We start from the raw sequence: 23,969 nt of genomic DNA, 5'->3' as shown, positions 1-23,969 counted from the left end.
GCGCGCGCGAACGCGCTATAACCCTGCCATCGGGAGGGGGCCTATGGCGACGCGAACCGATGGATGGAGCGAAGGCGGGCGGCTGCTGATCCTGCTGATGGCGATGCTGCTCGTGATGAGCGCGATCGTCCTCGCCATCGCGGGCAGCGGAATCGACGGCACGCGCATGCTGATCCGCGCGAGCGCGCGCTCCTCGCTTCTCCTGTTCGTCGCCGCCTTCACCGCCGGTGCGCTCTTCCGGCTGCGGTCGACGCCGGCAACACGCTGGACGATCCGCAACCGGCGCTGGCTCGGGCTCGGTTTCGCCTTCTCGCACCTCATCCACCTGCTCGCCATCCTGTGGCTGTTCGGCGCCTATGGCGACCGGACACCTCCGCCCCCGATCTCGACGCTCGTCGGCGGGGGAATCGCCTATGTCTTCATCGCCCTGCTCGCGGCGACCTCGTTCGACGGCGCCGTGCGGACGCTCGGCACAAAGAACTGGCAGCGGCTGCACAAGGCCGGCGTCTGGTACATCTGGCTGATCTTCATGGTCAGCTATGGGGGCCGCGCGGCGATCGCCCCGATGTATATCCCGCCGGCGCTACTGCTGATCGCCGCCGCCGCGGTCCGGTTCGTTCCGGCGCGAAAGAGGGCGACTGCCTAGCGCGCCGCCGCCACGTCGCGGATCGCGGCGACGAAGCCCGCCGGGTCGTTCTCCTGAATGAAATGCCCGCCGTGCAGCGTACGGTGCGCCATGCCGCGCGCGCCGGGGATGCGCTCGACGAACAGCGCATCGCCGCCGCGCGTGATCGGATCGCCGTCGGCAAAGCAGCACAGGAACGGCTTGTCGAATGCCTCCAGCGCCGCCCACGCCCGTTTCTGGTCGGGCACCGCGACATTGTCGCCCAGCGGCACGAAAGACGGGAAGATACGCGCCGCAACCTTCGACGCGCGCGTCGGAAAGGGCGCGTCATAGGCGGCGATTTCCTCTGGTGTCAGCGACCGCTTCGCCCCGGCATTGACGATGCGCCCGATCGGAAAGACCGGGCTGTATCGCGAAAAGGCGCGCCAGATGGCAAAGGCGCGCGGCGCCGGCTGCCCTTCCGGCAGGCCGCCGTTCGACAGCGCGACGCCGGCGAACCGCTCGGGCATTTCCGCCACCAGCCGCAGGCCGATCAGCGAACCCCAGTCCTGACAGGCGAGGATGATGTCCTTCAGATCCAGTGCCTCGATCCACTGCCGCATCCACGCGACCTGCTGCGCATAGCTGTAGGCCGATGCCTCAAGCGGCTTGTCGGACCGGCCAAAGCCGATCAGGTCGGGCACGACGACGCGAAACCCGGCATCGACCGCCGGACCGATCATCTTGCGATACAGATACCCCCAGGTCGGCTCGCCGTGGAGCATCAGCACCGGCTGCGCCGCGGCGTCGCCTTCATCGACATGATGGACGCGCAGACCGTCCGCGATCTCGACATATTGCGGCGCAAAGGGCCAGTCCGGCAACCCGGCGAACCGGTCGTCCGGCGTGCGGTATACGCGCATATCCTTCTCCCCCACTTCTCCCCGATCCAGCTTAGACACGCGCCCGGCAGGCGCAACCCGCTTCCGTTCGGGCGGCAGACGTGGCACGAGAGGCGCATGAGCCGCGTCATCCTCGTCTTCTACGGCAGCTATCGCCAGGACCGGCAGGGCATCAAGCTCGCCCGCTGGATCGTCGAAGCCCTCGCCGCGCGCGGCGACCGCGCCGAACTGGTCGATGCGAAGGCCGTCGACCTGCCGATGCTCGACCGGCGGCACAGCGACTATCGCGAGGGCGAAGCGCCCGCGGCGATGGCCGCGCTGGCCGACCGGATCGCGGCCGCCGACGGCTTCGTCTTCGTGGCGGGCGAATATAACGGCGGCCTGCAGCCGGGGCTCAAGAATCTCGTCGATCATTATCTGCCGCAGTTCGCGTGGCGTCCGGCCGCGGTCGCGTCCTACTCGGCGGGCCCCTTCGCCGGCATCCGCGCCGCGACGGCGTGGCGCACCACGCTGGGCGCGATGGGCATGGTCGTCACCTCGACCCCGCTCAGCCTGGCGCGGATCGGCGGCGCCTTCGATACCGCGGGCCTGCCCGCGGGCGAGGACGGCGGCCGGCTGATCAAGGCCTTTCCGCGCTTCGCCGACGATCTGTGCTGGTGGATCGACGCGGCGAAAGCGCAGCGCGCCGCCGAGCGTCCGCCCTTCTAACCCGTCTTGAGCTCCGCCGTCAGGCGCAGGCTGGCGCGCCAGAAGAAGAAGGCGGGGATCAACCCCAGCCACGCGGCGCCGTACAGGACATAGCGCACGCTTTCCCCGCCGACGCTCGGCACCAATGCATCGGACAGGACGCCGAACAGGAAGGGCCCGAACCCGAGCCCGATCAGATTCTGCCCGAACAGCATGATCGACGCCGCGACCGCGCGCGCCTGCGGCCGCACCAGTCCCTGCACACAGGCGTAGGCGGGGCCGTAATAGGCCGAATTGACGATGCTGGGCACGATCAGCAGCGCCATCGCGACCCGCCAGTCCTCCATATAATAGCCGAGGAACAGCAGCGGCGCGACGATCGCCATGCCATAGGCCGGAAAGGTCAGGATATGCCGCTTGTCGCGCCGGCCGAAGACGTCCGCCACCTTGCCGCCCAGCCAGGTGCCGAACGCCGCCACCAGTCCCAGCACCACGGCCATCGACAGCCCCGCTTCGGTCGTCGACAGGCCGTGGCTGCGGATGAAGAAGCTGATCGTCCACAACGCCTTGCCATAGCCGAGGAAGGCCGTCACCGACGCCGCGATCAGGATGTAGACGAAGGCGCGCGAGGCGAAGACCTCCCTGAGCGCCGCGCTTGCGGGAAGCGCCGCGGTCGCGGAAGCGGCGGTCGCCTCCGCGACGCGGTGATGGCGCGGCTCGCGCATGACGAAGAGCACGACGAGCGCGAGGATCAATCCCGGCAGGCCCACGAGCATCAGCGCGATGCGCCAGCCATAAAGGTCGTTGACCACGCCGCCGAGGATCAATCCGAGCAGCGAGCCGACCGGGACGCCGAGGCCGTAGAAGGCGATCGCCGACGAACGCTTCGCCGCCGGCACGCTGTCGGTGATCAGCGAATGCGCCGCCGGGGTGCAGCCCGCCTCGCCGACGCCGACGCCGATCCGCGCGAGGAGAAGCTGCACGAAATTCTGCGCTAGCCCGCACACCGCAGTCATCACCGACCAGATGGCGAGCGCCAGCGCGATCAGCCGGACGCGGTTCGTCCCGGCTTTGTCGGCATGGCGCGCGATCGGGATGCCGAGCAGCGCATAGAAGACCGCGAAGGCCGGGCCGGCGAGCAGCCCGAGTTCGGTATCGGTCAAGCCGAGGTCGCCCTTGATCGGTTCGGCAAGGATGTTGACGATCTGCCGGTCGAGGAAATTGAAGATATAGACGATCAGCAGGAGCCACAGCGTCGCGCGCGTCCCCGTGCCCATGCCGTCCGTGGGCGGCGACCCGAGCCCCGGTGCAAGGGCAGATTTATCGTTCATTCGTCTCTCCGCCGCCATGGGTGCAGAGGCCAAACGAGCGTGTCAATGGCGCTGAAAGCGGTGCGAAAGACCGCGCCGGCTTTGCCGTTACGGCGACCGGGCCCGCGTGCAGCAAAAAAAATGGGGATGCTTCATCCGCCATATCCGCTCCCCGGCCAAAGCCGGGGTCCAGACGAGGCGGCGCCATCGGGCATGGCCATCTGTCGCCGGGGAACCGGAACCGCTCCATGTATCGACGGAGATGCGCCGAAAATTTCGCTGGCCCCGGGGCGCCGCCCGAACCGGCATGAAAAGTGCCGGAGCAGCGAGTACTAAATCCGAACCGCTCGTCCGTTTGTGCTGAGCTTGTCGAAGCACCGTGCTTCTTCTTGCGGCGCCAAAGGAAAGAACAAGCCCTTCGATAGGCTCAGGGCAAAGGGTTCGGACTTAGGACACGGCGCTCAAGACTCTGATGACTTTAGATTGACCCACTTCGTCATTGCGACCCCGGACCTGATCCGGGGGAAGCAATCCAGAGCGGTTACCGCACACTCTGGATTGCCGCGCGGCTCCGCCGCTCGCAATGACGATTCCATTCGATGTCATCACGGTCTAGCGCCGCGACCGGCGCAGCCACCCGGCTTCCTCGCCCTCGAGCAAATCCATCGGCACCTGAATGGCCCGAATGGCAAGGCGCACCTCGAGGAGGAACAGCAGCAGCGACGCGAGCAGCAGCAGCATCGCCAGCGCAAAGGCCCACGACGCCGCGACCCCCAGGTTCAGGCCGGTGAACGCCTGGGTGAACAGCAGCGCGACGAGCAGGCAGACGACGATGCCGCAGGCGACGGCGGCGAGGATCGAATTGTTGATGACCCGCATCCGGCGGTCGGCGGCGCGCAGTTCGGCGACGACGCGCGCATGCTCATCACCCTCGGTTTCCGGCCAGCGCGCCATCAGCACCCGCGAACGGTCGACGACGCGCGACAGCCGGCCCGCGAGCACGTTGAGCAGGCTGCCGGTCGCCACCAGCAGGAATACCGGCGTCACCGACAACTGGATCGTCTGCGCAATCGCGCTCGCGTCCGCCGCCATCGTCAAGCCGGCCGCTCCGCCGCGAACCGGTAGTCCCGTCCGTTCATGGGCCGCGACCCGCCCGCCCGGTCACCGGTCAGCCGCCCGCCGCAACCGACGGCGTATTGACGCCGTGCATCTGCAGGAACTTGCGGATGTTGCGCGCCGCCTGCCGGATGCGCTGCTCATTCTCGACCATCGCGATGCGGACGAAGCCCTCGCCGTCCTCGCCATAGCCGACGCCCGGCGCGACCGCGACCTTGGCGTGGGTCAGAAGCTGTTTCGAGAATTCGAGGCTGCCCATGTCCCGCAGCGCGGGGGGCAGCGGCGCCCAGGCGAACATCGATGCCGGCGGACTGGGAATCTCCCAACCCGCGCGGCCGAAGCTTTCGACCATCACGTCGCGGCGCTTCTGATACAGGTCGCGGTTGCGCGCGACGATGTCCTGCGGGCCGTTGAGCGCCGCGCAGGCGGCTGCCTGGATCGGCGTGAAGGCGCCATAGTCGAGATAGGATTTGACGCGCGTCATCGCCGCGATCAGCCGCTTGTTGCCGACCGCGAACCCCATACGCCAGCCCGCCATCGAGTATGTCTTGGACATCGAGGTGAATTCGATCGCGACATCCTTCGCCCCCGGCACCTGAAGGATCGAGGGCGTCGGGTTGCCGTCGTAATACAGCTCCGAATAGGCGAGGTCGCTGAGCACCCAGACCTTGTTTTCCTTCGCCCAGGCGACGAGCCGTTCGTAGAAGGCGAGGTCGACCGCTTCGGCCGTCGGGTTCGACGGGTAGTTGACGACCAGGATCGACGGACGCGGCACGGTGAAGGCCATCGCGCGGTCGAGCGCCCGCCAGTAATTCTCGTCGGGGGTCGTCGGCACGCTGCGGATCGTCGCCCCGGCGATGATGAAGCCGAAGGTGTGGATCGGATAGCTGGGGTTCGGCGCGAGCACGACGTCGCCGGGCCCGGTGATCGCGGTGGCGAGGCTCGCGAGCCCTTCCTTCGACCCCATCGTCACCACGACCTCGCTTTCGGGGTCGAGTTCGACGTTGAAGCGGCGCGCATAATAATTGGCCTGCGCGCGGCGCAGCCCCGGAATCCCCTTCGACTGCGAATAGCCGTGAGCGTCCGGTTTCTGCGCGACCTCGCACAGCTTGTCGATGACGTGCTGCGGCGGCGGCAGGTCGGGGTTGCCCATCCCCAGATCGATGATGTCCTCGCCCGCCGCGCGTGCTGCCGCTCGCATCGCGTTGACTTCGGCGATGACATAGGGCGGCAAGCGCTTGATGCGATAGAATTCATCCTCGGACATGGGAACTGGAACAACTCCTTTTCGTTAAGTTCGGCCTTGACGCGAGCGGCAATCTCGCCAGCCGCATCGCGGCTTGTTATAGGCATAATATCGGCACTGACCAGCAGGAACGAGCATGAGCGACGCGGGCGGCAATACGGGCGGGGACGACAACGGCACGACGCCGAACCCCTTCATCCCCTCCCCCGACGACATGCAGCATTGGGCGAGCGTGATGGCCCGCGCGCAGCAGATGATGCTCGACCATGCGATGGGGCAGGCCGGGGCTGACAGGCAGACCGACAAGGATGGAAGCGCGGGCGCGGCGTCGCCGTTCGACCCCGCCACCTGGCTGGCAAACCCCGCGGCGCAGATGTGGGCCGAACAGAGCGCCAGGATGTGGGAACAGGGGGTGCAGTTCTGGTCGTCGCTCGCGACGCTGCAACCGCCCTTTGCGCCCGCGGCACCGGCCGACGCACCGAAGGACCGGCGCTTTACCGATCCCGACTGGACACAGAACCCGGTGTTCGCGCTGATTCGCCAGACCTACGGCCTGCTATCCGACCAGATGCTCGCCACCACCCGCCAGCTTTCGGGCCTCGACCCCGAAGCGCGCGCGAAGCTGGAGTTCGCGGCGAAGGCGACCGCCGAGGCGCTGTCGCCGACCAACCTTGCGATCACCAATCCCGAGGTCATCAAGCGCGCGGTCGAGACGCGCGGCGAAAGCCTGCTCAAGGGGCTGAAGCACATGCTCGCGGACCTCGCGCGCGGGCAATTGAGCCATGTCGATACCGACGCGTTCGAGGTCGGGGTCAATATCGCGACGACTCCCGGCAGGGTCATCCACGAAACCGAACTCTACCAGCTCATCCATTATGCCCCGACGACCGCGGAGGTCTTCACCGTCCCGCTCGTCATCTTCCCGCCATGGATCAACCGCTTCTACATCCTCGACCTCAACCCGCAGAAAAGCTTCGTGCGCTGGGCTGTCGATCAGGGATTGTCGGTGTTCATGGTGTCGTGGAAATCGGCCGACGCCTCGATGAAGGACGTGGTGTGGGACGATTATGTCGCGGCGCAGGTCGATGCGATCGACACGGTGCGCGACCTGCTCGGCGTGCCGCACGTCCATACGATCGGCTATTGCGTCGCCGGGACGACGCTCGCCGCGACGCTGGCGATGCTCGCGGCGCGGGGCGAGGCGGACAAGGTCAGGTCGGTGACCTTTTTCACCGCGCAGGTCGATTTTGAGCTCGCGGGCGACCTCAAGCTGTTCGTCGACGATAGCTATCTCGCGCTGCTCCAGCAGTTGTCGGCGCCGGGCTTCCTCGATGGGCGCTACATGGCGGCGACCTTCAACAGCCTGCGCGGCCGCGACCTGATCTGGAACTATGTCGTCAACAATTATCTGCTCGGCAACGACTATCCGCCCTTCGACCTGCTCTACTGGAACGGCGACACGACCAACCTGCCCGCGAAGTGGCACCGGCAATATCTGGTCGATCTCTATCGCGACAACCGCCTCGTCCTTCCCGGCAGCCTGTCGGTGTGCGGCACGCCCGTCGACCTCCGCAAGATAGAGACCCCCGCCTATATCCAGGCGGGACGGGAGGATCATATCGCGCCGCTCGCCAGCGTCTGGCGGCTGATGGACCATCTGTCGGGTCCCAGGACCTTCGTGCTCGCCGGATCGGGGCATATCGCGGGCGTCGTCAACCCGCCTGCGGCGCACAAATATCAATATTGGACCGGCGACAACGACGCCAAATCGCTCGCCGAGTTCGAGGCCGGCGCGACCGAGACCAAGGGAAGCTGGTGGCCGCACTGGATCGGCTGGATCTCGGCGCAGGACGGCAAGAAAACGGCCGCCAAGGGCGCGCGCATCCCCGGCAAGGGCAAGAAAAAGGCGATCGAGGATGCCCCCGGCCGCTATGTCAAGCAGCGGTAATATCGCGCGAATATAGCGGCCCCCGACGGGCGCCACGAATTTTTTGTGCAGCGCACAAAAAATCTCTTGAAATCGACGACTCCCTCCTATATTGTGCACTGCAACATAAAGGAGTTGTTTCGATGGCTACCAAGATGGACAGTGCTGAAAAGGCTTTCGAAGCCGCGACGCTGGAAACCGCCGCCAAGCCGGCGACTCCGGTTGCCCCGGCCGTGACCGCAGACGCCGCCCCGGCGCCCGCGAAGGCCGAAGCGCCCAAGACCCCGACCGTGAAGGCGAAGGCCAAGCCGGTCCAAAAGAAGGCCGCGAAGCCGGCCGTCAAGAAGGTCGCCCCCAAGAAGGCGGCTGCCAGGAAGACCGCCCCCAAGGCCGCGCCGAAGCCGGTCGCCGCCGCCACCAAAGGATTCAAGACCATGAACGACACCGTCAAGAAGTTCGCCGACGAAGCCAAGACCCGCGTCGAGACCCTGACCGCCGATTTCAACCAGCGCGCCAAGGATGCGATGGCGAAGTCGGGCAAGATCGCCGAAGAGGCCGCCGAGTTCAACAAGGCGAACATCGAAGCGATCGTCGAATCGGGCAAGATCGCGGCCAAGGGCTTCGAAACGCTGGGCCAGGAAGGCGTTGCCTTCGCCCGCAAGAGCTTCGAGGACACCACCGCCGCGCTGAAGGGCTACACCACCGTCAAGTCGCCGGCCGAGTTCCTGAAGCTCTATGCCGAGAACAGCAAGAAGGCGTTCGACGCCGCCGTCGCGCAGACCTCGAAGACCAGCGAGCTGGTCGTCAAGCTGGCGAACGACAGCTTTGCGCCGATCTCGAACCGCGTTTCGGTCATCAGCTCGAAGATGAAGGCAGCCTAAGGGCCTTTTTCTTCCCGGTTGGTGCGGGCACTCCCCCTCCTCTCCCCGCCCGCGCCGACACTCCCAAGACCGCTCGCTTCCTTTTCGGAAGCGGGCGGTTCTTGCTTTCGCCGGCCCTTGCGGCGCGGCGAATTAACCACCCCTCCCTCTTGCGATTCCGGCTGGGCTTGCGATATTCCCCCGATGATGCTTCCCGCTTCGATCCCGCATCTGGTCCACGCGATGGCGGACAAGGACGATGGCGCGCCCGGCACCCCCGGCGTCGGCATCGCGACGCGCACGCGCGCGAAGCCCAAGAAGCCGTCGATGTACAAGGTGCTGCTGCTCAACGACGACTACACGCCGATGGAATTCGTCGTGATGGTGCTCCAGCGCTTCTTCAACATGGACATCGAGCGCGCGACGCAGGTGATGCTGCACGTCCACCAGCAGGGCGTCGGCGTCTGCGGCGTCTTCAGCTACGAGGTCGCCGAGACCAAGGTCAACCAGGTGATGGACGCGGCACGGCAGAACCAGCACCCGCTGCAGTGCACGCTGGAGAAGGCGTAAACTGTTCATCCCCTCCCGCATGCGGGAGGGGCAGCGAGGGTTGCGAGCTTGCTCGCTACTCGCAGCGGGATGGGCTGCAATGCGCGCACCATTACCCTCTCCACTGCGACTAGAGCATCGAGCGTTAAATCTGACCCATCGTCCCGTTCGTGTCGAGCGCAGTCGAGACACCCATCAGCGTGGCGCAAGGCCGGTGAGTGTCTCGACTTCGCTCGACACGAACGAATAAGGGGCGTTGCAGATTCATGGCACGCCGCTCTAGCGGCAAGCCGAAGGGGAAATCAACCGCCCGAACGCGCCGCCTGTTCGGCCCGGAGCGCGGGCGACGGCTCGCCTTTCAGCTCGCCATAGCGCAGCGGCTCGCCGCACCCCGGACAGATCGTCGCCGTCCCGACATCGGCGCCGCACGCGCGGTGCACATAGCGCATCGCCGGCCCGCCGCCCGTCTCGCCGGGCGTATAGGCCCAGCGCTCGGCCCAGCCGCGCAGGGCATAGAGCACGTCGAACAGATCCCTGCCCTTGGCGGTCAGCCGATATTCGTGGCGCGGCGGCCGGTCGCGATAGGCATGGCGCTCGATCACCCCTTCCGAAAGCAACCGCTTGAGCCGCGCCGAGACGAGCTGCGGCCCAAGGCCGGTGGTCGCGACGATCGTCTCGAACCGCCGCCGCCCGAAGAACAGCTCGCGCAGGATCAGCAGCACCGCCCGGTCGCCGAGCAGCTCGGCCGAGCGGCCGAGCGGGCAGAAGGTGTTCGACAGGTCGGTGCGTTTGGGCAAACTCTAGCCCCTCCTTCGTTCGTCATTCCCGCGAAAGCGGGAATCCAGTTCCAACGCCGGTTCGCTGGATTCCCGCTTTCGCGGGAATGACGAATGACTTTTACTCTTGTTACTATGATTATCATAGTTACTATCACCCGCAAGAGGAGATTCGCCCGTGACCGATCCAGCATCCACTCGCGCGGCCGTCATCGTCGGCGCTGGCGATGCGACGGGCGGCGCCATTGCGCGCGCCTTCGCCGCCGAAGGGCTGACCGCCTGCGTCAACCGGCGCGAGCGCAATGCCGACGCGCTCGAAAGGCTCGCGCAGTCGATCCACGACGCGGGGCATCAGGCGCGCGCCTTCCCCGCCGACGCCCGCGACGAGGACGCGATGATCGCCCTGTTCGATCAGGTCGAGGCAGAGGTCGGGCCGGTCGAGGTCGCGGTGTTCAACATCGGCGCCAATGTGAATTTCCCGATCGGCGAGACGACGGTGCGCGTCTACAGCAAGGTCTGGGAAATGGCGTGCCTGGCCGGGTTCCTGATGGGGCGCGAGGCCGCGAAACGCATGACGCCGCGCCGTCGCGGCACCATAATATTCACCGGCGCGACCGCCAGCTTGCGCGGCGGGTCGGGCTTCGCCGCCTTTTCGGGGGCGAAGGCGGCGCTGCGGATGCTCGCCCAGTCAATGGCGCGCGAGTTGGGGCCGCAGGGCATTCACGTCGCGCATGTCGTGATCGACGGCGCGATCGACACCGAATTCATCCGCGACCGCCACCCCGATTTCGACAATGCCAGGGCGCAGGACCTGATCCTGAACCCCGACGCGATCGCCGCCCAATATGTGGCGCTGCACAAGCAACCGCGAAGCGCGTGGACGCACGAACTCGACCTTCGCCCATGGGGAGAAAAATGGTGACGGAAATTCCCTCTCCCCTTGCGGGAGAGGGTTGCGGAGACTTGGCGGCTCGGCCGCCTAGTCATAGCTGGGTGAGGGGTATGCGATCCAAAGGATCGCGCGAGCTTCGCTCGCAACCCCTCATCCAAGTCCGCCTAATCGCTTCGCGATAAGGCTCCCTATCCTTCTCCCGCAAGGGGAGAAGGGAAAGGATTTGAAGCATGACCAAGACCCTCGAACTCATCTTCGATTTCGGCAGCCCCAACGCTTATCTGACGTTGAAGGTCCTGCCGGGCATCCTCGATCGCACCGGCGCCGAACTGGTGGTCATTCCCTGCCTGCTCGGCGGCATCTTCAAGGCGACGGGCAACAAGGCGCCGATGGTGCAATATGCCGGGGTGCCGGCAAAGCTCGCCTACGAGAATCTGGAAATGCGCCGCTTCATCGAACGGCATGGGCTGACCCGCTTCCGGCTCAACCCCCATTTCCCGGTCAACACCCTGCTGATCATGCGCGGCGCGATCGTCGCCGCGGACGAAGGGCGGCTTGACGCTTATGTCGAGGCGGTGAACCGCGCGATGTGGGAAGAAGGGCTGAAGATGGACGACCCCGCCGTCGCCGCCGCCTTCCTGTCGGCCAACGGTTTCGACGGCCCGGCGCTGCTCGCCCGGACGCAGGAGCCCGCCATCAAGGAAAAGCTCGCCGCCAATACCGAGGCCGCCGTCGCGCGCGGAGTGTTCGGCATCCCGACCTTCTTCGTCGGCGACGCGATGTTCTTCGGCAAGGATCGCCTGGCCCAGGTCGAAGAGGCACTGCTGGGCTAGAATCTGCCGCCATCGGACGGCCGCGCCGGGACCACCGCATCGGCCGCCGTAACCGGCGCCTGCATGCTGCGCCCGGCCACGAAAATTCCCGCGATCACCAGAAACAGCCCGGCGACGTGGAAGAGATGCAGTTCCTCCCCCAGGAACGCGATCGCCAGCCCGGCGCCGATCAGCGGCATGACGTTCATATACTGCCCCGTCGCCGCCGACCCGATCAGTTCGACGCCGCGGTTGAAGAAGAGATAGGCGAGGAACGAGGGGAAGATCGCGACATAGGCGATGGCCAGCACGCTTTCGCGCGCGACGATGATCCGCCGCCCCTGCACCAGTTCGCCGGCATAGAAGGGCGCGATCGCCACGATCCCGATCAGGATCGAACCCGCCAGCAGGCTGAGCGGATGAACCGGCGGGCGGCGGCGCAGCAGCACCGAATAGACCGCCCACAGCACCACTGCGAAGCCGATGATCGCATCGCCGCCGTTGAGCCGCAGCGCGAGCAGCGCCTGCAGGTCGCCGCGCGAGATGATGGTCAATACCCCGGCCAGCGAGACGGCCACGCCCGCGATCTGCCGCGCGGTCGTGCGCTCCTTCATCAGCAGCGCGCCGATCAGCAGGATCAGCGCCGGCTGCGCCGACTGCATCAGCATCGCATTGAGCGCGGTCGTGGTCTGGAGCCCGCTGTAGAGCAGGGTATTGAACGACCCGATCCCCAGCATCCCCAGCAGGATCATGATCGGCCAGTGCGCGCGCAGCACCGGCCAGTCGCGCCGAAGGTGCGGCCAGGCGAGCGGCAGCAACAGCAGCAATGCGAGCGCCCAGCGCCAGAAGGACAAGGCGATCGGCGGCACGAAATCGCGCGCGGCCCGCCCGACGATCGAATTGCCCGCCCAGCACGCCGCGGTCAGCGTCAGCAGCAGATAGGGCCGCGCACACAATCCCGCCAGCCCCGCCCCCGGAGCCGCGTGCACCGATTCTTCCATGCCTGTTCCGTCGTTCATCGCGCCTCCGTGCCGTGCCAGGCATCCGGAGGCAACCGCTTGCGCGCTCCCGCGCATCCGCTAAACACGCTCGATGGATCAAATCGTCATTCGCGGCGGCCAGCGACTCAAGGGCCGTATCCCCATTTCCGGCGCCAAGAATGCCGCGCTCACCCTGCTCCCCTGCGCGCTGCTCACCGACGAGCCGCTGACGCTGCGCAACCTGCCGCGACTCGCCGACGTCGACGGTTTCGGCCACCTGCTCAACCAGCTCGGCTGCTCGACGACGATCGAAGGGTCGCGGCCGGAGGATTTCGGGCGCGTGATGACCGCGCGCGCGACGACGCTGACCTCGACCGTCGCCCCCTATGACATCGTGCGCAAGATGCGCGCGTCGATCCTCGTCCTCGGCCCGCTGCTCGCGCGCGCGGGCGAGGCGACGGTCAGCCTGCCCGGCGGCTGCGCGATCGGCAACCGGCCGATCGACCTGCACCTGAAGGCGCTCGAAGCCTTCGGGGCGGAGATCGAGCTCGCCTCGGGCTATGTGAAGGCGAGTGCGCCGGGCGGACGGCTGGCCGGCGGCAGGTTCACCTTTCCCGTCGTGTCGGTCGGCGCGACCGAGAATGCGGTGATGGCGGCGGTGCTCGCCAAGGGGACGTGCGTGCTCGAAAATGCGGCGCGCGAGCCCGAGATCGTCGACCTGTGCAACTGCCTCGCCGCGATGGGCGCCGAGATCGACGGCATCGGCAGCGAGACGCTGACCATCGAGGGCGTCGACCGGCTGCACGGCGCGACCTATCGCGTCATGGCCGACCGCATCGAGGCGGGAAGCTATGCCTGCGCCGCGGTCATCACCGAAGGCGACGTCGAACTGGTCGGCGCGAAGGCGGCCGAGATGGAGGCGACGCTCGCCGCGCTGCGCGAGGCGGGCGCGACGGTGGAGGAGGTCAAGGGCGGCATCCGCGTCGCCATGTCGGGCCGCGCCGAACCCGTGACGCTGTCGACCGCGCCCTACCCCGGCTTCGCGACCGACATGCAGGCGCAGTTCATGGCGATGGCGACGCTGGGCACCGGCGCTTCGCTGTTCACCGAGACGATTTTCGAGAATCGCTACATGCACGTTCCCGAACTCGCGCGCATGGGCTGCGACATCCAGGTCAAGGGCCGCACCGCAGTCGTCCGCGGCGTCGAAAAGCTGGTCGGCGCGCCGGTGATGGCGACCGACCTGCGCGCCTCGATGAGCCTGATCATCGCCGGGCTCGCCGCCGAGGGCGAGACGCAGGTCAACCGCGTCTATCACCTCGACCGCGGCTATGAGCGGCTGGAAGAAAAATTGCAGGCGGTCGGCGCCGATATCGAGCGGGTCAGCGACGACTGACGCGGCGTGCGAAAAGCGCGCAACATCATTTCAAGGCATACAGAGCACACGGTACGCCCCTTTGTTCGAGGGGTCGTGCGTCCATTCGACCTCCCCTCCCGCTTGCGGGAGGGGCAGCGAGGCTTGCGAACTTGTTCGCTAGCCGCAGCGGGGTGGGCAAATGCAACGCCGCTGGCCCACCCCCGACCCCTCCCGCAAGCGGGAGGGGAGACGCGTGTATGCACAAATTGAAGCAGTCATGCGTCGAAGGCCGGCACGGCGCGATAACGTAGGAAAGCCTTTCGTAGGTCGCTCCGGCGTCAGTCGCGCGGGTTCTCGCTCGCCATGGCCGAGCATTCGGGGGCATCGACCGCGACCGATACCATGTTTCCGCTGACCGAGGGGCGCTCGGGCCGCTTCGCCACCGCGATGATCAGCCCGGCGAGCGCCACCGCGCCGCCCGCGATCGACAGCGGCGCCCAGTGATAGTCTTCGAAGACGGTCGAAAACCCCATCGCGATGATCGGGATCAACACGCTCGACCACGCCGCCTGCCCCGGGCCGACGGCGCGGATCACGCTGAAATAGAGCGGAAAGGACACCGCGCTGGCGACGATGCCCAGATAGAGGACGCCCAGCAGATAGACGGGCGTCGCCTCGATCGTCGGCGGCCCGGTCGTGATCCATGCAAAGCCGCCGTCGGCGAGCGCGCCGAAGAGCATCGCCCATGCGATCATCACCGTCATCGACTGCGCGCGGGCGATCTTCGTCCCCTGCATGACGTTGGCGATCGAGGCCGAGAGAACCCCCGTCAGCGTCAGCAGCGTGCCCGCGACCACCGCCTGCGGACCGAGCGCCGCGGCGCGATATTCGTGCAGGATCATCAGCCCGACGCCGACGATCGCGATTCCGGCGCCCGCCAGGAAGCGCCCTTCGAGCGGAGTCTTCAGGAACAGCCGCCCGAACAGCGTGTTCGGCACGATGAGCAGCGCGAACAGCACCGCGACCAGCCCCGACGTGATATGCTGTTCGGCGCGGTAGACGAAATTGAAGTTGAAGGTGAACTGCGCGATGCCGAGCAGCACGACGAAGGCGAAGGCCCGGCGGTCGAGCCACAGCCGTTCGCCCCGCACCGCGGCGAACAGGAACATCGCGGCGGCCGCGACGATGAAGCGATAGGTCACCGACCAGCTCGGCGGGACGATGCCGAGCTGCCCCTTGATGACGATCCACGTCGATCCCCAGATCAGCGTCACCAGAGCGAAGGGGATAAGGACGCGCGGATGGAGGAGCGATGCGCCGGGCTGGCTCATAGCGCGGCGATCGCCGCCGCGAGCGGCGCCGTCGAGGCGGCGTCCTGATCCCAGCTGGTGACGAGGCGCGCGGCGCCTTCGCCCCAGTCGTAGAAATCGAATCCCTGTGCGCGCAGATCGGCCGCCTCTTCGGCGGTCAGCCGCACGAACAGCTCGTTCGCCTCGACCGGATACATCAGCCGGTCGCCGCAGGCCGCGGCGAGCGCCGCCGCCCCGGCGTTGGCGGCGCGCGCGTTGGCGAGCCACAGATCGTCCTTCAGCATCGCGCGGATCTGCGCCGCGACGAAGCGCCCCTTGCTGAGCAGGTGCCCGCCGCGCTTCTTGAGTTCGCGCACGCCCGCGCCGCCGCTGCCGCCGAAGAACACCAGCGCCTCGGCTATCATCGCGCCGTTCTTGGTGAAGCCGAACGACAGCGCGTCGACCCCGGCGCGCCAGGTGACGTCGGCCGGCGTGCAGCCGAGAAAGGCGACCGCATTGGCGAAGCGCGCGCCGTCCATGTGCAGCTTCATGCCGCTGGCCTTCGCGATCTCGCTGATCTCGGCGACCTCGTCGGGACGCCAGGACAGGCCGTATTCGGTCGCGTTGGTGATGCTGATCGCCGCCGGCTGGACCTGGTGGACGTCGGCGCGGATGCCGGCGATTCGCGCCTTCAGCGCGTCGGCGTCGATCTTCGCCCCCGTGCCGGGCAGCGGCATCAGCTTGGCCCCGCCCGAATAGAAGGTCGGGGCGCCGCATTCGTCGACCTCTATATGCGCTTCCTCATAGCAGAGGATGCCCTGCCACGGCCGCACGAAATGGGCGAGGATGATGCTGTTCGCCGCGGTTCCGGTCGAAATCCAGACGACCTCGCACTCCGTTTCGAACAGGTCCGAAAAGGCCGCGTCGAGCGACCGGCTGAGCGCGTCGCCGTCATAGGCGGTGTCGACATGGTTCGCCGCGGCCAAGGCGTTCATGACCGCGGGATGGACCGCGGCGGCATTGTCGGAAAAGAAGCGCAGGGCGGTCATGCCGCCGCCCTTAGCGCAGGACGGGCATCCTGCTAAGCCGTTATTTGCTCCACGCGTCCGGCGCGCCGTCCCGGTCGGGCGAGCGCGGACGGTAGAGCCATTTGCCCTTGGTCCGCGACCGGCGCACCAGATATTCGCCCGGCATCAGCAGGCGGAAGTGCGTGCCGTTGCGGTCGAGCAGCAGACCGAAACGGGGCAGCAGGATCGAACGGCTGTGCCATTCGTAGACGCCGTCGTTCGGCGCGGCAGGATTCTCCATGGCGGACCACTCCGCTCCCGAGCAAAATCGCCCCGTTCCGATGGCGGGAGACTCCATCGGACCCGGAACGTCCTTACCGCGATTCGGTTGCATGGTGGTGGCAGGGGCGGACGGCACGGCGCATGAAACGACCGGACCGACCGGCTTCGGCCGCGCGAGCGCGGCCAGCCGAAAACCGCGCCGCGCCGCGTGATCAGCGGTCGCGCTTCGCCAGCAGCTTGAGCCGCAGCGCGTTCAGCTTGATGAAGCCCGCCGCGTCCTTCTGGTCATAGGCGCCGGCGTCGTCCTCGAAGGTGACGTGGCGCTCGCTGTACAGGCTGTGCGGCGACTTGCGGCCGACAACGGCGGCACTGCCCTTGTAGAGCTTGATCCGCACCGTGCCCGACACCTTTTCCTGGCTGTGGTCGATCGCCGCCTGCAGCATCTCGCGCTCGGGCGCGAACCAGAAGCCGTTGTAGATGAGCTCGGCATATTTCGGCATCAGCTCGTCCTTCAGGTGCGCCGCGCCGCGGTCGAGCGTGATGCTTTCGATCCCGCGATGCGCGCGGGCATAGATTTCGCCGCCCGGCGTCTCGTACATGCCGCGCGACTTCATGCCGACGAAGCGGTTCTCGACGAGGTCGAGGCGGCCGATGCCATGCTTGCGGCCGAGGTCGTTGAGCGCCGCGAGCAGCGTGGCGGGCGACATCGCCTGCCCGTTCAGCGCGACGCCGTCGCCGCGCTCGAAATCGATGGTGACATATTCGGGCGCGTCGGGCGCATCCTCGGGGTTCACCGTGCGCGAATAGACATAGTCGGGGGTCTCTTCCCACGGGTCCTCGAGCACCTTGCCCTCCGACGAGGTGTGGAGGAGGTTCGCGTCGGTCGAGAAGGGGCTTTCGCCGCGCTTGTCCTTCGGCACCGGAATCTGATGCTTTTCGGCGAAGTCGATCAGCGCGGTGCGGCTTGTCAGGTCCCACTCGCGCCACGGCGCGATCACCTTGATGTCGGGATTCAGCGCATAGCAGGACAACTCGAAGCGCACCTGGTCGTTGCCCTTGCCCGTCGCCCCGTGCGCGACCGCGTCGGCGCCGGTCTGCTTCGCGATCTCGACCAGCCGCTTCGAGATCAGCGGCCGCGCGATCGAGGTGCCGAGCAGATAGTCGCCCTCGTAGCGGGCGTTGGCGCGCATCATCGGGAAGACGAAGTCGCGGACGAACTCCTCGCGCAGGTCGTCGATGAAGATATGCTCGGGCTTGATCCCCATCAGCTCGGCCTTGGCGCGCGCGGGCTCCAGTTCCTCGCCCTGCCCCAGATCGGCGGTGAAGGTCACGACCTCGCAGCCATAGCGGGTCTGCAGCCACTTGAGGATGACGCTGGTGTCGAGCCCCCCCGAATAGGCGAGGACGACGCGCTTGATGGACTCGGACATGATGGCACCTTCTGGCGGGAAACGACGCGGGCGCGGCTAGCAGGCCAGCCCGCGCGGCGCAACGGCCTGATCGGGCGAAGGGGCGGAAAAGGGCGCGGCCACATCCTTCGTCATGCGGAACTTTCCCTTTCGTCACCCTGAACTTGTTTGGCAATTATCCCCTTCCGACAGGTGAGCGTTCCCCGGCGAAAGCCGGGGTCCAGCTACGTGCGCCTGCCTCGCATGGACCCCGGCTTTCGCCGGGGATCACCAGCGTCCCTGTCTCAAGGGTATAAACGCCAACCTGTTTCAGAGCCTGCCCCGGACCCGATCCGGGGGTCCATAGCCTGCCCTCGAATGAAAAGCGGCGTAAAAGGGAGGGTCCGGCCATGGATGCTGAAACAAGTTCAGCATGACGAAGGATGGACCTGATCCGGGGAAAGCAATCCAGGGCGGTTTACGCAAGCTCTGGATTGCCGCGCGGCTTCGCCGCCCGCAATGACGAGTCCATTCGATGTCATCGCGCTCTGACCGTACCGCGAGCGCACGGAGCGTAGGAACAGCACGTCAGGCGGCGCGCAGAAGCCGGAAGTCGACGCCGCTCGGGTCCTGAAAGGGCCGCAGTCCGAATTCGGGCATGATCGCGAACAGATGATCGAAGATATCCGACTGGATATCCTCATATTCCGCCCACGCGGTCGTGCTGGTGAAACAATAGATTTCGATGGGAAGGCCCTGCGCCGTCGGCGCCAGCTGCCGGACCAGCAACGTCATGTCCTTCGATATGCGACCGTTCGCCCGCAGATAGGCGAGGACATAGGCGCGGAAGGTGCCGACGTTGGTGACGCGGCGGCTGTTGACCGGATCGTGCCCGGCCCGTTCGACCCGGGCATTCCATTCGCCCAGCTCGCCCTGCTTGCTCTCCAGATAATCGTCGATCAGCCGCAGGCGGCGCAATTGCTGCTTTTCGTCCGCGGTCAGAAAACGGATGCAGTTCTGGTCGATCAGCAGCGACCGCTTGATCCGGCGCCCGCCCGATTCCGACATGCCGCGCCAGTTCTTGAAGCTCTCCGCGATCAGGCGATGCGTCGGGATGGTGGTGATCGTCTTGTCCCAATTCTGCACCTTGATCGTGTGCAGCGCGATGTCGATCACGTCGCCATCGGCGTTGAGCTGCGGCATTTCGATCCAGTCGCCGACGCGCAGCATGTCGTTCGAGGTGAGCTGCACCGACGCGACGAGCGAGAGTATCGTATCCTTGAACACCAGCATCAGCACCGCGGCCATCGCGCCGAGGCCGGACAGCAGCAGCAGGGGCGATTGCTCCATCAATGCCGCGACGATCAGGATCGCCGCCCCGGCATAGAGGATGATCTTCAGCACCTGCATATAGCCCTTGATCGGCCGGCTCGCGGCGTCGGGCCGCCGCTCGTATATCTCGTTCCCCAGGCTGAAGGCCCGGCTGATCGCCATGGCGATGAAGAGGATGATGGAGGCGGCGACGACATTGCCGACCACGGTGACGACGCCCGCGGGCAAATGCGGCACCGCTCCGATGCCCGACGAGATGACAAGCGCGGGAAAGACATTGGCAAGCCTTGCCGCGACGGGAACCGGCGTCGGCCCGCCCTGCGGCAGCCAGCGCAGCGCGACGCGCAACACGACATGCTTGACGATGAAGTTGACGACCCAGGCGATGGTGAGGAGCAGGCCCAGGCCGATCAAGGTCTCGGCCCAGGGCGGCAGGTCGGCAAGGAAGGGAAAAACAGCAGCGATCGAGAGGGTTTCGGTCGTGATGGAATGCATGACATCGTGCCTGCTGGCGCGCAGGCCTGTCTCCTTTGGCTATGGACGGGATATCAAAACATCGCACGCCCCGCGCGCCGGTGTCAAATTCCGCCGACTTCCGCAGGCTGACCTACGCCCTCGCCATGCCGAACCCGTTTCCGCCTTTTCACGCCGCCAGCGAGAGTCGCAGCCCCAATGCCCTGCATATCCTGACCAGCGTATCGAGGGTCGGATTGCCGTTCTCACCCAGCGCCTTGTAGAGGGCTTCCCGCGTCAGACCGGTCTTGCGGGCCAGCGCCGTCATGCCTTGCGAGCGAGCGATGGTCCTCAACGCCTCGCGGATTTCCTCGCTGTCGCCGTCTTCCAGATAGGTGTCGAGATAGGCGGCGATATCCTCGGGCGTGCGAAGAAGTTCTGCCGGATCCCAGATTTTGGTTTCAATAGCCATCATTCGATCTCCTTCGCCATCGCCTTGGCCTTTTCGATGTCGCGCGATTGCGATCCCTTGTCGCCACCGCACAGCAGGATCACCACGACATCGCCCCGCCTCGTAAAATAAACGCGATATCCGGGCCCGAACGTGAAGCGCAGTTCGCTGACTCCGCCGCCGACCGATTTGACATCCCCCGAGTTACCCGTCGCAAGACGATTGAGGCGCTTTGCGATACGAGCGCGTGCTGCAACGTCCCGGAAGTCCGGCAATCCACTGGATGAAATCGTCCGTGCGCCGAATTTCGATCATATGTGAACTATAGATTACACGGTCAGACGTGTCAACTACGGATTACATCGCGCCATATTGCGCTTCCGCCTCGCCCATATAATCCCGCGTCAGCGGCAGCGCGCGGCGGCTGCGGGCGAACTGGATCTGGTAATTGCCCATGCTGCCGCTCTCGAACGCCGCGGTCGCGCCGGCGAGGTAGAAGGTCCACATGCGAAAGAAGCGCTCGCCCATCATCGCCACGATCTGTGCCTCGTGCGCGACGGTGCGCGCATACCATTGGCGCAGCGTCAGCGCATAGTGGAGGCGCAGCGTCTCGACGTCGGTGGCGATCAGCCGGCATTTCTCGCTCGCCGCCACCGTCTCGCTGAGCGCGGGGATATAGCCTCCGGGGAAGATATATTTGCGCGTGAAGGCGTCGGTCGATCCCGCCCCCCCGAAGCGGCCGATGGTGTGGAGCAGCATCACCCCGTCCGCCGTCATCAGGTTCGCGCAGGCGCGGAAGAAGGCCTCGAAATTGCGCGCGCCGACATGTTCGAACATGCCGACCGAAACGATGCGGTCGAAGCGCCCCGGCTCGCGCGCCGCAAGGTCGCGATAATCGATCAGTTCGAAGCGCACGCGGTCGGCGACCCCCGCCGCCTCCGCACGCTGGCGCGCGAGGGCGAGCTGCTCGTCCGACAGGGTGATGCCCAGCACCTCGACCTGCTCCAGCTTCGCCAGCGTGATCGCCATCCCGCCCCAGCCGCAGCCGATGTCGAGCACGCGCTGCCCGGGCGCGAGCGCGAGCTTTGCCGCGATATGCGCCTTCTTCGCCGCCTGCGCCTGCTCCAGCGTCATGTCCGGCCGCGGCCAGTAGGCGCAGCTATATTGCATGTCGTCGTCGAGGAAGAGGCGATAGAGATCGTTGCCGATGTCGTAGTGATGATGGACGTGGGCGCGCGCGCTGCGGCGGCGGTTGATCGAGTTGAATCGCGTCCGCACCCCTTCCAGCCATTCGCCGAAGACGGTCTTGTCCTTGAGCTTCGCCCCGCGGTCCCACGGCGTGTTCATGCGCAGCAGCGCGATCAGCTCCATGATGTCGCCCTCGACGATCTGGAGGTCGCCGTCCATGAAGGTTTCGCCGGCGCCGAGGCGCGGATCGAAGATGATCCGGCGCATCGCGCGCCGGTTCCGGAAGCGGACGGTGACCTCCGGAAAACCGGATTCGGGCTCGCCGAAACGCTCTTCGCGACCGTCGGGCATGACGACGGTCAACCTGCCGCGGCGCACGACGCGGGTAAGGAAGGGACGCAGGATCGACATAGGTCTCGGTTCAGAACCCCCGTGGCGGCATTTGGTTGCGCTCGGTTGCCGGCATAGCATGCAGGATCGCCGATGTCGTCCCGGTCGCGGCGCGGAGCCCGCGTCGTGCACGCAATGCCCGATTGTCCGTCATCCCAGCGAAAGCCGGCACGACGTTCGGGGCCGGACGACCTCGAAGCGCTACGGCGGGACAGTCTAAGAACTGCGGGAATTCAGATCATATCGCGTTGATTTGTAAAAGTCGTGTTCCCCCGCGAAGGCGGGGGTCCATCTCCCACCGGTTCCATCTTGCGCCGACCGGAGATGGGTCCCCGCCTTCGCGGGGACACACGACCCGGAACAAGCCGCAATCTGAATCCCACAGACCTTAGGCGGCCGCCTCCGCCGCATATTCCTCGCGGTAGCGGGTGCGCAGCGTCACCTTGTCGATCTTTTCGGTGCCGAGCTTGGGCAGCGGATCGCGCGCGATCCAGATGCGCTGCGGCACCTTGAAGGGCGCGAGGCGCGCCTTCAGGAAATCGGCCAGCCCCGCGGCATCGAGCGCGCTGCCCGGCTTCGTCCACAACACGGCGCCCGGCACCTCGCCCAGCCGCTCGTCGGGCAGGCCGAACACCGCGCATTCGTTCACGTCGTCATGTTCGTAGATCGCCGCCTCGACCTCCTGGCAGCTGATGTTCTCGCCGCCGCGGATGATGATGTCCTTCTTGCGGTCGACGATGAACAGATAGCCGTCCGCGTCGAGATAGCCGAGGTCGCCCGAGCGGAAATAGCCGTTGGCGAAGATCGCCGCCTTCGTCGCCTCGGGATTGTTCCAATAGCCTTCGAAATTGCAGACCGAGCGGATGCAGATTTCGCCGACCTGTCCCTGCGGCAGCGCGTTGCCGTCGTCGTCGAGGATCGCGAGGTCGACGAGCGGCTTCGACGCCGGGCCGGTCGACAGCGGCTTTTCGAGATAATTCTCGTTGATGATGCCGCAGCCGACGGCGTTGGTCTCGGTCAGGCCGTAGCCGAGCAGCGGCTTGCCGTCGCCCATCTCGGTGGCGAGGCGCTTGACGTGCTCGGGCGGACGCGGCGAACCGCCGCCCGCATAGCTCTTGCAGGTCGACAGGTCGTATTTCGACCGGTTCGGATGGACGAGGATCTCGTAGCTCATCAGCGGCACGCCGACGAAATAATTGACCTGTTCGTCCTGGATCAGCCGCATCGCCTCTTCGGCGTTCCATTTCGGCATCAGCACCAGCTTGCGCCCCAGCGCGAAGCTTTGCAGGAACACCGGAATCTCGGCGGTGACGTGGAACAGCGGCGTGCAGATCAGCGTCGCGGGCTGGATGTCCGACATCAGCCCGTCCTGGGTCAGCAGATGGACGATGCTGGCGGTCTGGGTCACATAGTTGAAGACCGCCTGCACCACCGCCTCGTGCCGCGAATAGGCGCCCTTCGACTGGCCGGTCGATCCCGAGGTGAAAAGGATGGTCGCAAGGTCCTGCCCGGTCAGCCGCGGCAATTCGGTCTCCGCGCTGCCGCCCGCGTCGGTGATCGGCGCGATCGCCTCGTCGATCGGCCTGGCGATGTCGAGCGTGATCACCGTCGCGCCGTGCGCGGTTCCGGCGAGCCGTTCGGCGCGCTGCGGGTCGGCGATGACCAGCTTCGCCTCGCTGTCGGCGATCCCCGCCGCCAGCTCGCCGCCCTGCCACCAGCCGTTGAGCAGCGTCGCACAGCCGCCCGCCAGCAGCACGCCGATATAGACGACGCACCAGGCGTTGGCGTTGCGCATCGCGATCGCGACGCGGTCACCGCGCTGCACCCCGTGCCCTTCGACCAGCGCCGCCGCGACCCGCCGCGCGGCCGCATAGGTCTGCCGGAACGACAGGCGCTCGTCGCCCTCGACCAGGAAGGTCGCGTCGCCGTGCTGCGCGCAGAAGAAGGCGACATAGTCGGCGAGGTTGGTCGGCGCATTGGTGATGAACGGCAGGTCCCGCCCGAAGCGTTCGACCGATCCGACCTGGATGAGCCCTCCGGGGCCGGTGATCTGTTCGTAAGCGGCGTCCAGGCGCAGGTCGAGCGCGGATGGCATCAGTATCTCTCCTCTTGGTCTCGGTGCGCTTACCCCTTATGGGGAAAGGCCTCTCCTGGGGAAGGGCCGAGCCTTT

23 protein-coding genes are annotated in these 23,969 nt (G+C 66.4%); 8 read left to right on the top strand and 15 right to left on the bottom strand.

The annotated features are described in order from the left end of the window. The first annotated feature begins 43 nt into the window (after positions 1 to 43). The gene (locus AC2S9W_RS08020; RefSeq protein ID WP_067113037.1) at positions 44 to 646 is read left to right on the top strand and encodes a ferric reductase-like transmembrane domain-containing protein; all 603 of its coding nucleotides are present in this window, start codon (positions 44 to 46) and stop codon (positions 644 to 646) included. Here the strand turns inward: AC2S9W_RS08020 and AC2S9W_RS08015 are convergent. Then, positions 643 to 1,527, bottom strand: a complete 885-nt coding sequence (locus AC2S9W_RS08015; RefSeq protein ID WP_076074371.1) for a haloalkane dehalogenase — start codon at positions 1,525 to 1,527, stop codon at positions 643 to 645. The two genes, AC2S9W_RS08020 and AC2S9W_RS08015, sit on opposite strands and share 4 nt — an antisense overlap. 96 nt (positions 1,528 to 1,623) lie before the next feature. Here AC2S9W_RS08015 and AC2S9W_RS08010 point away from each other — a divergent pair, with 96 nt between their 5' ends. Next, on the top strand, positions 1,624 to 2,214 hold the full coding sequence (locus AC2S9W_RS08010) for an NADPH-dependent FMN reductase (protein ID WP_067113033.1): 591 nt from the start codon (positions 1,624 to 1,626) through the stop codon (positions 2,212 to 2,214). Here the strand turns inward: AC2S9W_RS08010 and AC2S9W_RS08005 are convergent. The 3 genes from AC2S9W_RS08005 to AC2S9W_RS07995 all read right to left on the bottom strand — a co-directional run bounded on the left by AC2S9W_RS08005 (position 2,211) and on the right by AC2S9W_RS07995 (position 5,886). Further along, positions 2,211 to 3,524 (bottom strand): spinster family MFS transporter, encoded by a 1,314-nt coding sequence (locus tag AC2S9W_RS08005; protein ID WP_486571847.1) that lies wholly within the window; start codon positions 3,522 to 3,524, stop codon positions 2,211 to 2,213. The genes AC2S9W_RS08010 and AC2S9W_RS08005 overlap by 4 nt on opposite strands. 591 nt (positions 3,525 to 4,115) lie before the next feature. After that, the gene (locus AC2S9W_RS08000) at positions 4,116 to 4,595 is read right to left on the bottom strand and encodes a DUF2721 domain-containing protein (protein WP_067113704.1); all 480 of its coding nucleotides are present in this window, start codon (positions 4,593 to 4,595) and stop codon (positions 4,116 to 4,118) included. Positions 4,596 to 4,671: 76 nt separating this feature from the next. Beyond that, positions 4,672 to 5,886 carry an LL-diaminopimelate aminotransferase gene (locus AC2S9W_RS07995; protein ID WP_067113702.1) on the bottom strand — a complete coding sequence of 405 codons (1,215 nt, stop codon included), beginning with the start codon at positions 5,884 to 5,886 and terminating at the stop codon, positions 4,672 to 4,674. Positions 5,887 to 6,001: 115 nt separating this feature from the next. On the opposite strand from AC2S9W_RS07995, the gene AC2S9W_RS07990 reads away from it, so the two are divergent. The 3 genes from AC2S9W_RS07990 to clpS all read left to right on the top strand — a co-directional run bounded on the left by AC2S9W_RS07990 (position 6,002) and on the right by clpS (position 9,222). Beyond that, positions 6,002 to 7,813 carry a PHA/PHB synthase family protein gene (locus AC2S9W_RS07990; protein WP_076074366.1) on the top strand — a complete coding sequence of 604 codons (1,812 nt, stop codon included), beginning with the start codon at positions 6,002 to 6,004 and terminating at the stop codon, positions 7,811 to 7,813. 122 nt (positions 7,814 to 7,935) lie between these two features. Continuing rightward, positions 7,936 to 8,673 (top strand): phasin family protein, encoded by a 738-nt coding sequence (locus AC2S9W_RS07985; protein ID WP_104959390.1) that lies wholly within the window; start codon positions 7,936 to 7,938, stop codon positions 8,671 to 8,673. A gap of 183 nt (positions 8,674 to 8,856) precedes the next feature. Continuing rightward, positions 8,857 to 9,222 carry an ATP-dependent Clp protease adapter ClpS gene (gene clpS / locus AC2S9W_RS07980; RefSeq protein ID WP_067113696.1) on the top strand — a complete coding sequence of 122 codons (366 nt, stop codon included), beginning with the start codon at positions 8,857 to 8,859 and terminating at the stop codon, positions 9,220 to 9,222. A gap of 281 nt (positions 9,223 to 9,503) precedes the next feature. Here the strand turns inward: clpS and AC2S9W_RS07975 are convergent, their stop codons facing one another. Then, complete coding sequence (locus AC2S9W_RS07975) at positions 9,504 to 9,998, bottom strand: winged helix-turn-helix transcriptional regulator (protein ID WP_076077627.1); 495 nt, start codon at positions 9,996 to 9,998, stop codon at positions 9,504 to 9,506. A gap of 157 nt (positions 9,999 to 10,155) precedes the next feature. Between AC2S9W_RS07975 and AC2S9W_RS07970 the strand changes: the two genes are divergently transcribed. Both AC2S9W_RS07970 and AC2S9W_RS07965 read left to right on the top strand, forming a co-directional pair. Continuing rightward, the gene (locus AC2S9W_RS07970; protein ID WP_104959365.1) at positions 10,156 to 10,899 is read left to right on the top strand and encodes an SDR family oxidoreductase; all 744 of its coding nucleotides are present in this window, start codon (positions 10,156 to 10,158) and stop codon (positions 10,897 to 10,899) included. A gap of 200 nt (positions 10,900 to 11,099) precedes the next feature. Beyond that, a complete protein-coding gene (locus AC2S9W_RS07965) occupies positions 11,100 to 11,702 on the top strand; it encodes a DsbA family protein (RefSeq protein ID WP_486571846.1) in 603 nt (200 codons plus the stop codon). Here AC2S9W_RS07965 and AC2S9W_RS07960 read toward each other — a convergent pair. Further along, on the bottom strand, positions 11,699 to 12,700 hold the full coding sequence (locus AC2S9W_RS07960) for a DMT family transporter (RefSeq protein ID WP_486571845.1): 1,002 nt from the start codon (positions 12,698 to 12,700) through the stop codon (positions 11,699 to 11,701). The two genes, AC2S9W_RS07965 and AC2S9W_RS07960, sit on opposite strands and share 4 nt — an antisense overlap. Positions 12,701 to 12,773: 73 nt before the next feature. On the opposite strand from AC2S9W_RS07960, the gene murA reads away from it, so the two are divergent. Next, positions 12,774 to 14,057 carry a UDP-N-acetylglucosamine 1-carboxyvinyltransferase gene (gene murA, locus AC2S9W_RS07955; protein WP_067113200.1) on the top strand — a complete coding sequence of 428 codons (1,284 nt, stop codon included), beginning with the start codon at positions 12,774 to 12,776 and terminating at the stop codon, positions 14,055 to 14,057. Between the two features lie 299 nt (positions 14,058 to 14,356). Here murA and AC2S9W_RS07950 read toward each other — a convergent pair whose 3' ends face one another. The 9 genes from AC2S9W_RS07950 to AC2S9W_RS07910 form a co-directional block, all read right to left on the bottom strand. Continuing rightward, positions 14,357 to 15,349: a DMT family transporter gene (locus AC2S9W_RS07950; RefSeq protein WP_486571844.1), complete on the bottom strand. Its 993-nt coding sequence runs from the start codon at positions 15,347 to 15,349 to the stop codon at positions 14,357 to 14,359. Then, positions 15,346 to 16,347: a threonine aldolase family protein gene (locus tag AC2S9W_RS07945; RefSeq protein ID WP_486572067.1), complete on the bottom strand. Its 1,002-nt coding sequence runs from the start codon at positions 16,345 to 16,347 to the stop codon at positions 15,346 to 15,348. The genes AC2S9W_RS07950 and AC2S9W_RS07945 overlap by 4 nt, the downstream gene beginning before the upstream one ends. 49 nt (positions 16,348 to 16,396) lie before the next feature. Then, a complete protein-coding gene (locus tag AC2S9W_RS07940) occupies positions 16,397 to 16,615 on the bottom strand; it encodes a hypothetical protein (RefSeq protein ID WP_067113206.1) in 219 nt (72 codons plus the stop codon). 193 nt (positions 16,616 to 16,808) lie between these two features. Continuing rightward, a complete protein-coding gene (locus AC2S9W_RS07935; RefSeq protein WP_486571843.1) occupies positions 16,809 to 18,026 on the bottom strand; it encodes an argininosuccinate synthase in 1,218 nt (405 codons plus the stop codon). 546 nt (positions 18,027 to 18,572) lie between these two features. Continuing rightward, positions 18,573 to 19,811 carry a mechanosensitive ion channel family protein gene (locus AC2S9W_RS07930; RefSeq protein WP_486571842.1) on the bottom strand — a complete coding sequence of 413 codons (1,239 nt, stop codon included), beginning with the start codon at positions 19,809 to 19,811 and terminating at the stop codon, positions 18,573 to 18,575. 148 nt (positions 19,812 to 19,959) lie between these two features. Continuing rightward, positions 19,960 to 20,241 carry an addiction module antidote protein gene (locus AC2S9W_RS07925; protein WP_067181747.1) on the bottom strand — a complete coding sequence of 94 codons (282 nt, stop codon included), beginning with the start codon at positions 20,239 to 20,241 and terminating at the stop codon, positions 19,960 to 19,962. Next, the gene (locus tag AC2S9W_RS07920) at positions 20,241 to 20,495 is read right to left on the bottom strand and encodes a type II toxin-antitoxin system RelE/ParE family toxin (RefSeq protein ID WP_324787703.1); all 255 of its coding nucleotides are present in this window, start codon (positions 20,493 to 20,495) and stop codon (positions 20,241 to 20,243) included. The genes AC2S9W_RS07925 and AC2S9W_RS07920 overlap by 1 nt, the downstream gene beginning before the upstream one ends. A gap of 82 nt (positions 20,496 to 20,577) precedes the next feature. Further along, entirely contained in the window at positions 20,578 to 21,819 is a 1,242-nt protein-coding gene (locus tag AC2S9W_RS07915) for an SAM-dependent methyltransferase (RefSeq protein WP_076074344.1), read from the bottom strand. A 367-nt stretch (positions 21,820 to 22,186) separates the two neighbouring features. Beyond that, complete coding sequence (locus AC2S9W_RS07910) at positions 22,187 to 23,893, bottom strand: class I adenylate-forming enzyme family protein (protein WP_076074341.1); 1,707 nt, start codon at positions 23,891 to 23,893, stop codon at positions 22,187 to 22,189. Positions 23,894 to 23,969 lie beyond the last annotated feature (76 nt).

This window comes from Sphingopyxis sp. 550B (genome assembly GCF_057401805.1).
This window is presented reverse-complemented; position numbering and strand designations above follow the sequence as displayed.

Coding starts and splice junctions, on each gene's coding strand:
- AC2S9W_RS08020 (WP_067113037.1), top strand. CDS start 44: ATGGCGACGCGAACCGATGGATGGAGCGAAGGCGGGCGGCTGCTGATC.
- AC2S9W_RS08015 (WP_076074371.1), bottom strand. CDS start 1,527: ATGCGCGTATACCGCACGCCGGACGACCGGTTCGCCGGGTTGCCGGAC.
- AC2S9W_RS08010 (WP_067113033.1), top strand. CDS start 1,624: ATGAGCCGCGTCATCCTCGTCTTCTACGGCAGCTATCGCCAGGACCGG.
- AC2S9W_RS08005 (WP_486571847.1), bottom strand. CDS start 3,524: ATGAACGATAAATCTGCCCTTGCACCGGGGCTCGGGTCGCCGCCCACG.
- AC2S9W_RS08000 (WP_067113704.1), bottom strand. CDS start 4,595: ATGGCGGCGGACGCGAGCGCGATTGCGCAGACGATCCAGTTGTCGGTG.
- AC2S9W_RS07995 (WP_067113702.1), bottom strand. CDS start 5,886: ATGTCCGAGGATGAATTCTATCGCATCAAGCGCTTGCCGCCCTATGTC.
- AC2S9W_RS07990 (WP_076074366.1), top strand. CDS start 6,002: ATGAGCGACGCGGGCGGCAATACGGGCGGGGACGACAACGGCACGACG.
- AC2S9W_RS07985 (WP_104959390.1), top strand. CDS start 7,936: ATGGCTACCAAGATGGACAGTGCTGAAAAGGCTTTCGAAGCCGCGACG.
- clpS (WP_067113696.1), top strand. CDS start 8,857: ATGATGCTTCCCGCTTCGATCCCGCATCTGGTCCACGCGATGGCGGAC.
- AC2S9W_RS07965 (WP_486571846.1), top strand. CDS start 11,100: ATGACCAAGACCCTCGAACTCATCTTCGATTTCGGCAGCCCCAACGCT.
- AC2S9W_RS07960 (WP_486571845.1), bottom strand. CDS start 12,700: ATGAACGACGGAACAGGCATGGAAGAATCGGTGCACGCGGCTCCGGGG.
- murA (WP_067113200.1), top strand. CDS start 12,774: ATGGATCAAATCGTCATTCGCGGCGGCCAGCGACTCAAGGGCCGTATC.
- AC2S9W_RS07950 (WP_486571844.1), bottom strand. CDS start 15,349: ATGAGCCAGCCCGGCGCATCGCTCCTCCATCCGCGCGTCCTTATCCCC.
- AC2S9W_RS07940 (WP_067113206.1), bottom strand. CDS start 16,615: ATGGAGAATCCTGCCGCGCCGAACGACGGCGTCTACGAATGGCACAGC.
- AC2S9W_RS07935 (WP_486571843.1), bottom strand. CDS start 18,026: ATGTCCGAGTCCATCAAGCGCGTCGTCCTCGCCTATTCGGGGGGGCTC.
- AC2S9W_RS07930 (WP_486571842.1), bottom strand. CDS start 19,811: ATGCATTCCATCACGACCGAAACCCTCTCGATCGCTGCTGTTTTTCCC.
- AC2S9W_RS07925 (WP_067181747.1), bottom strand. CDS start 20,241: ATGGCTATTGAAACCAAAATCTGGGATCCGGCAGAACTTCTTCGCACG.
- AC2S9W_RS07915 (WP_076074344.1), bottom strand. CDS start 21,819: ATGTCGATCCTGCGTCCCTTCCTTACCCGCGTCGTGCGCCGCGGCAGG.
- AC2S9W_RS07910 (WP_076074341.1), bottom strand. CDS start 23,893: ATGCCATCCGCGCTCGACCTGCGCCTGGACGCCGCTTACGAACAGATC.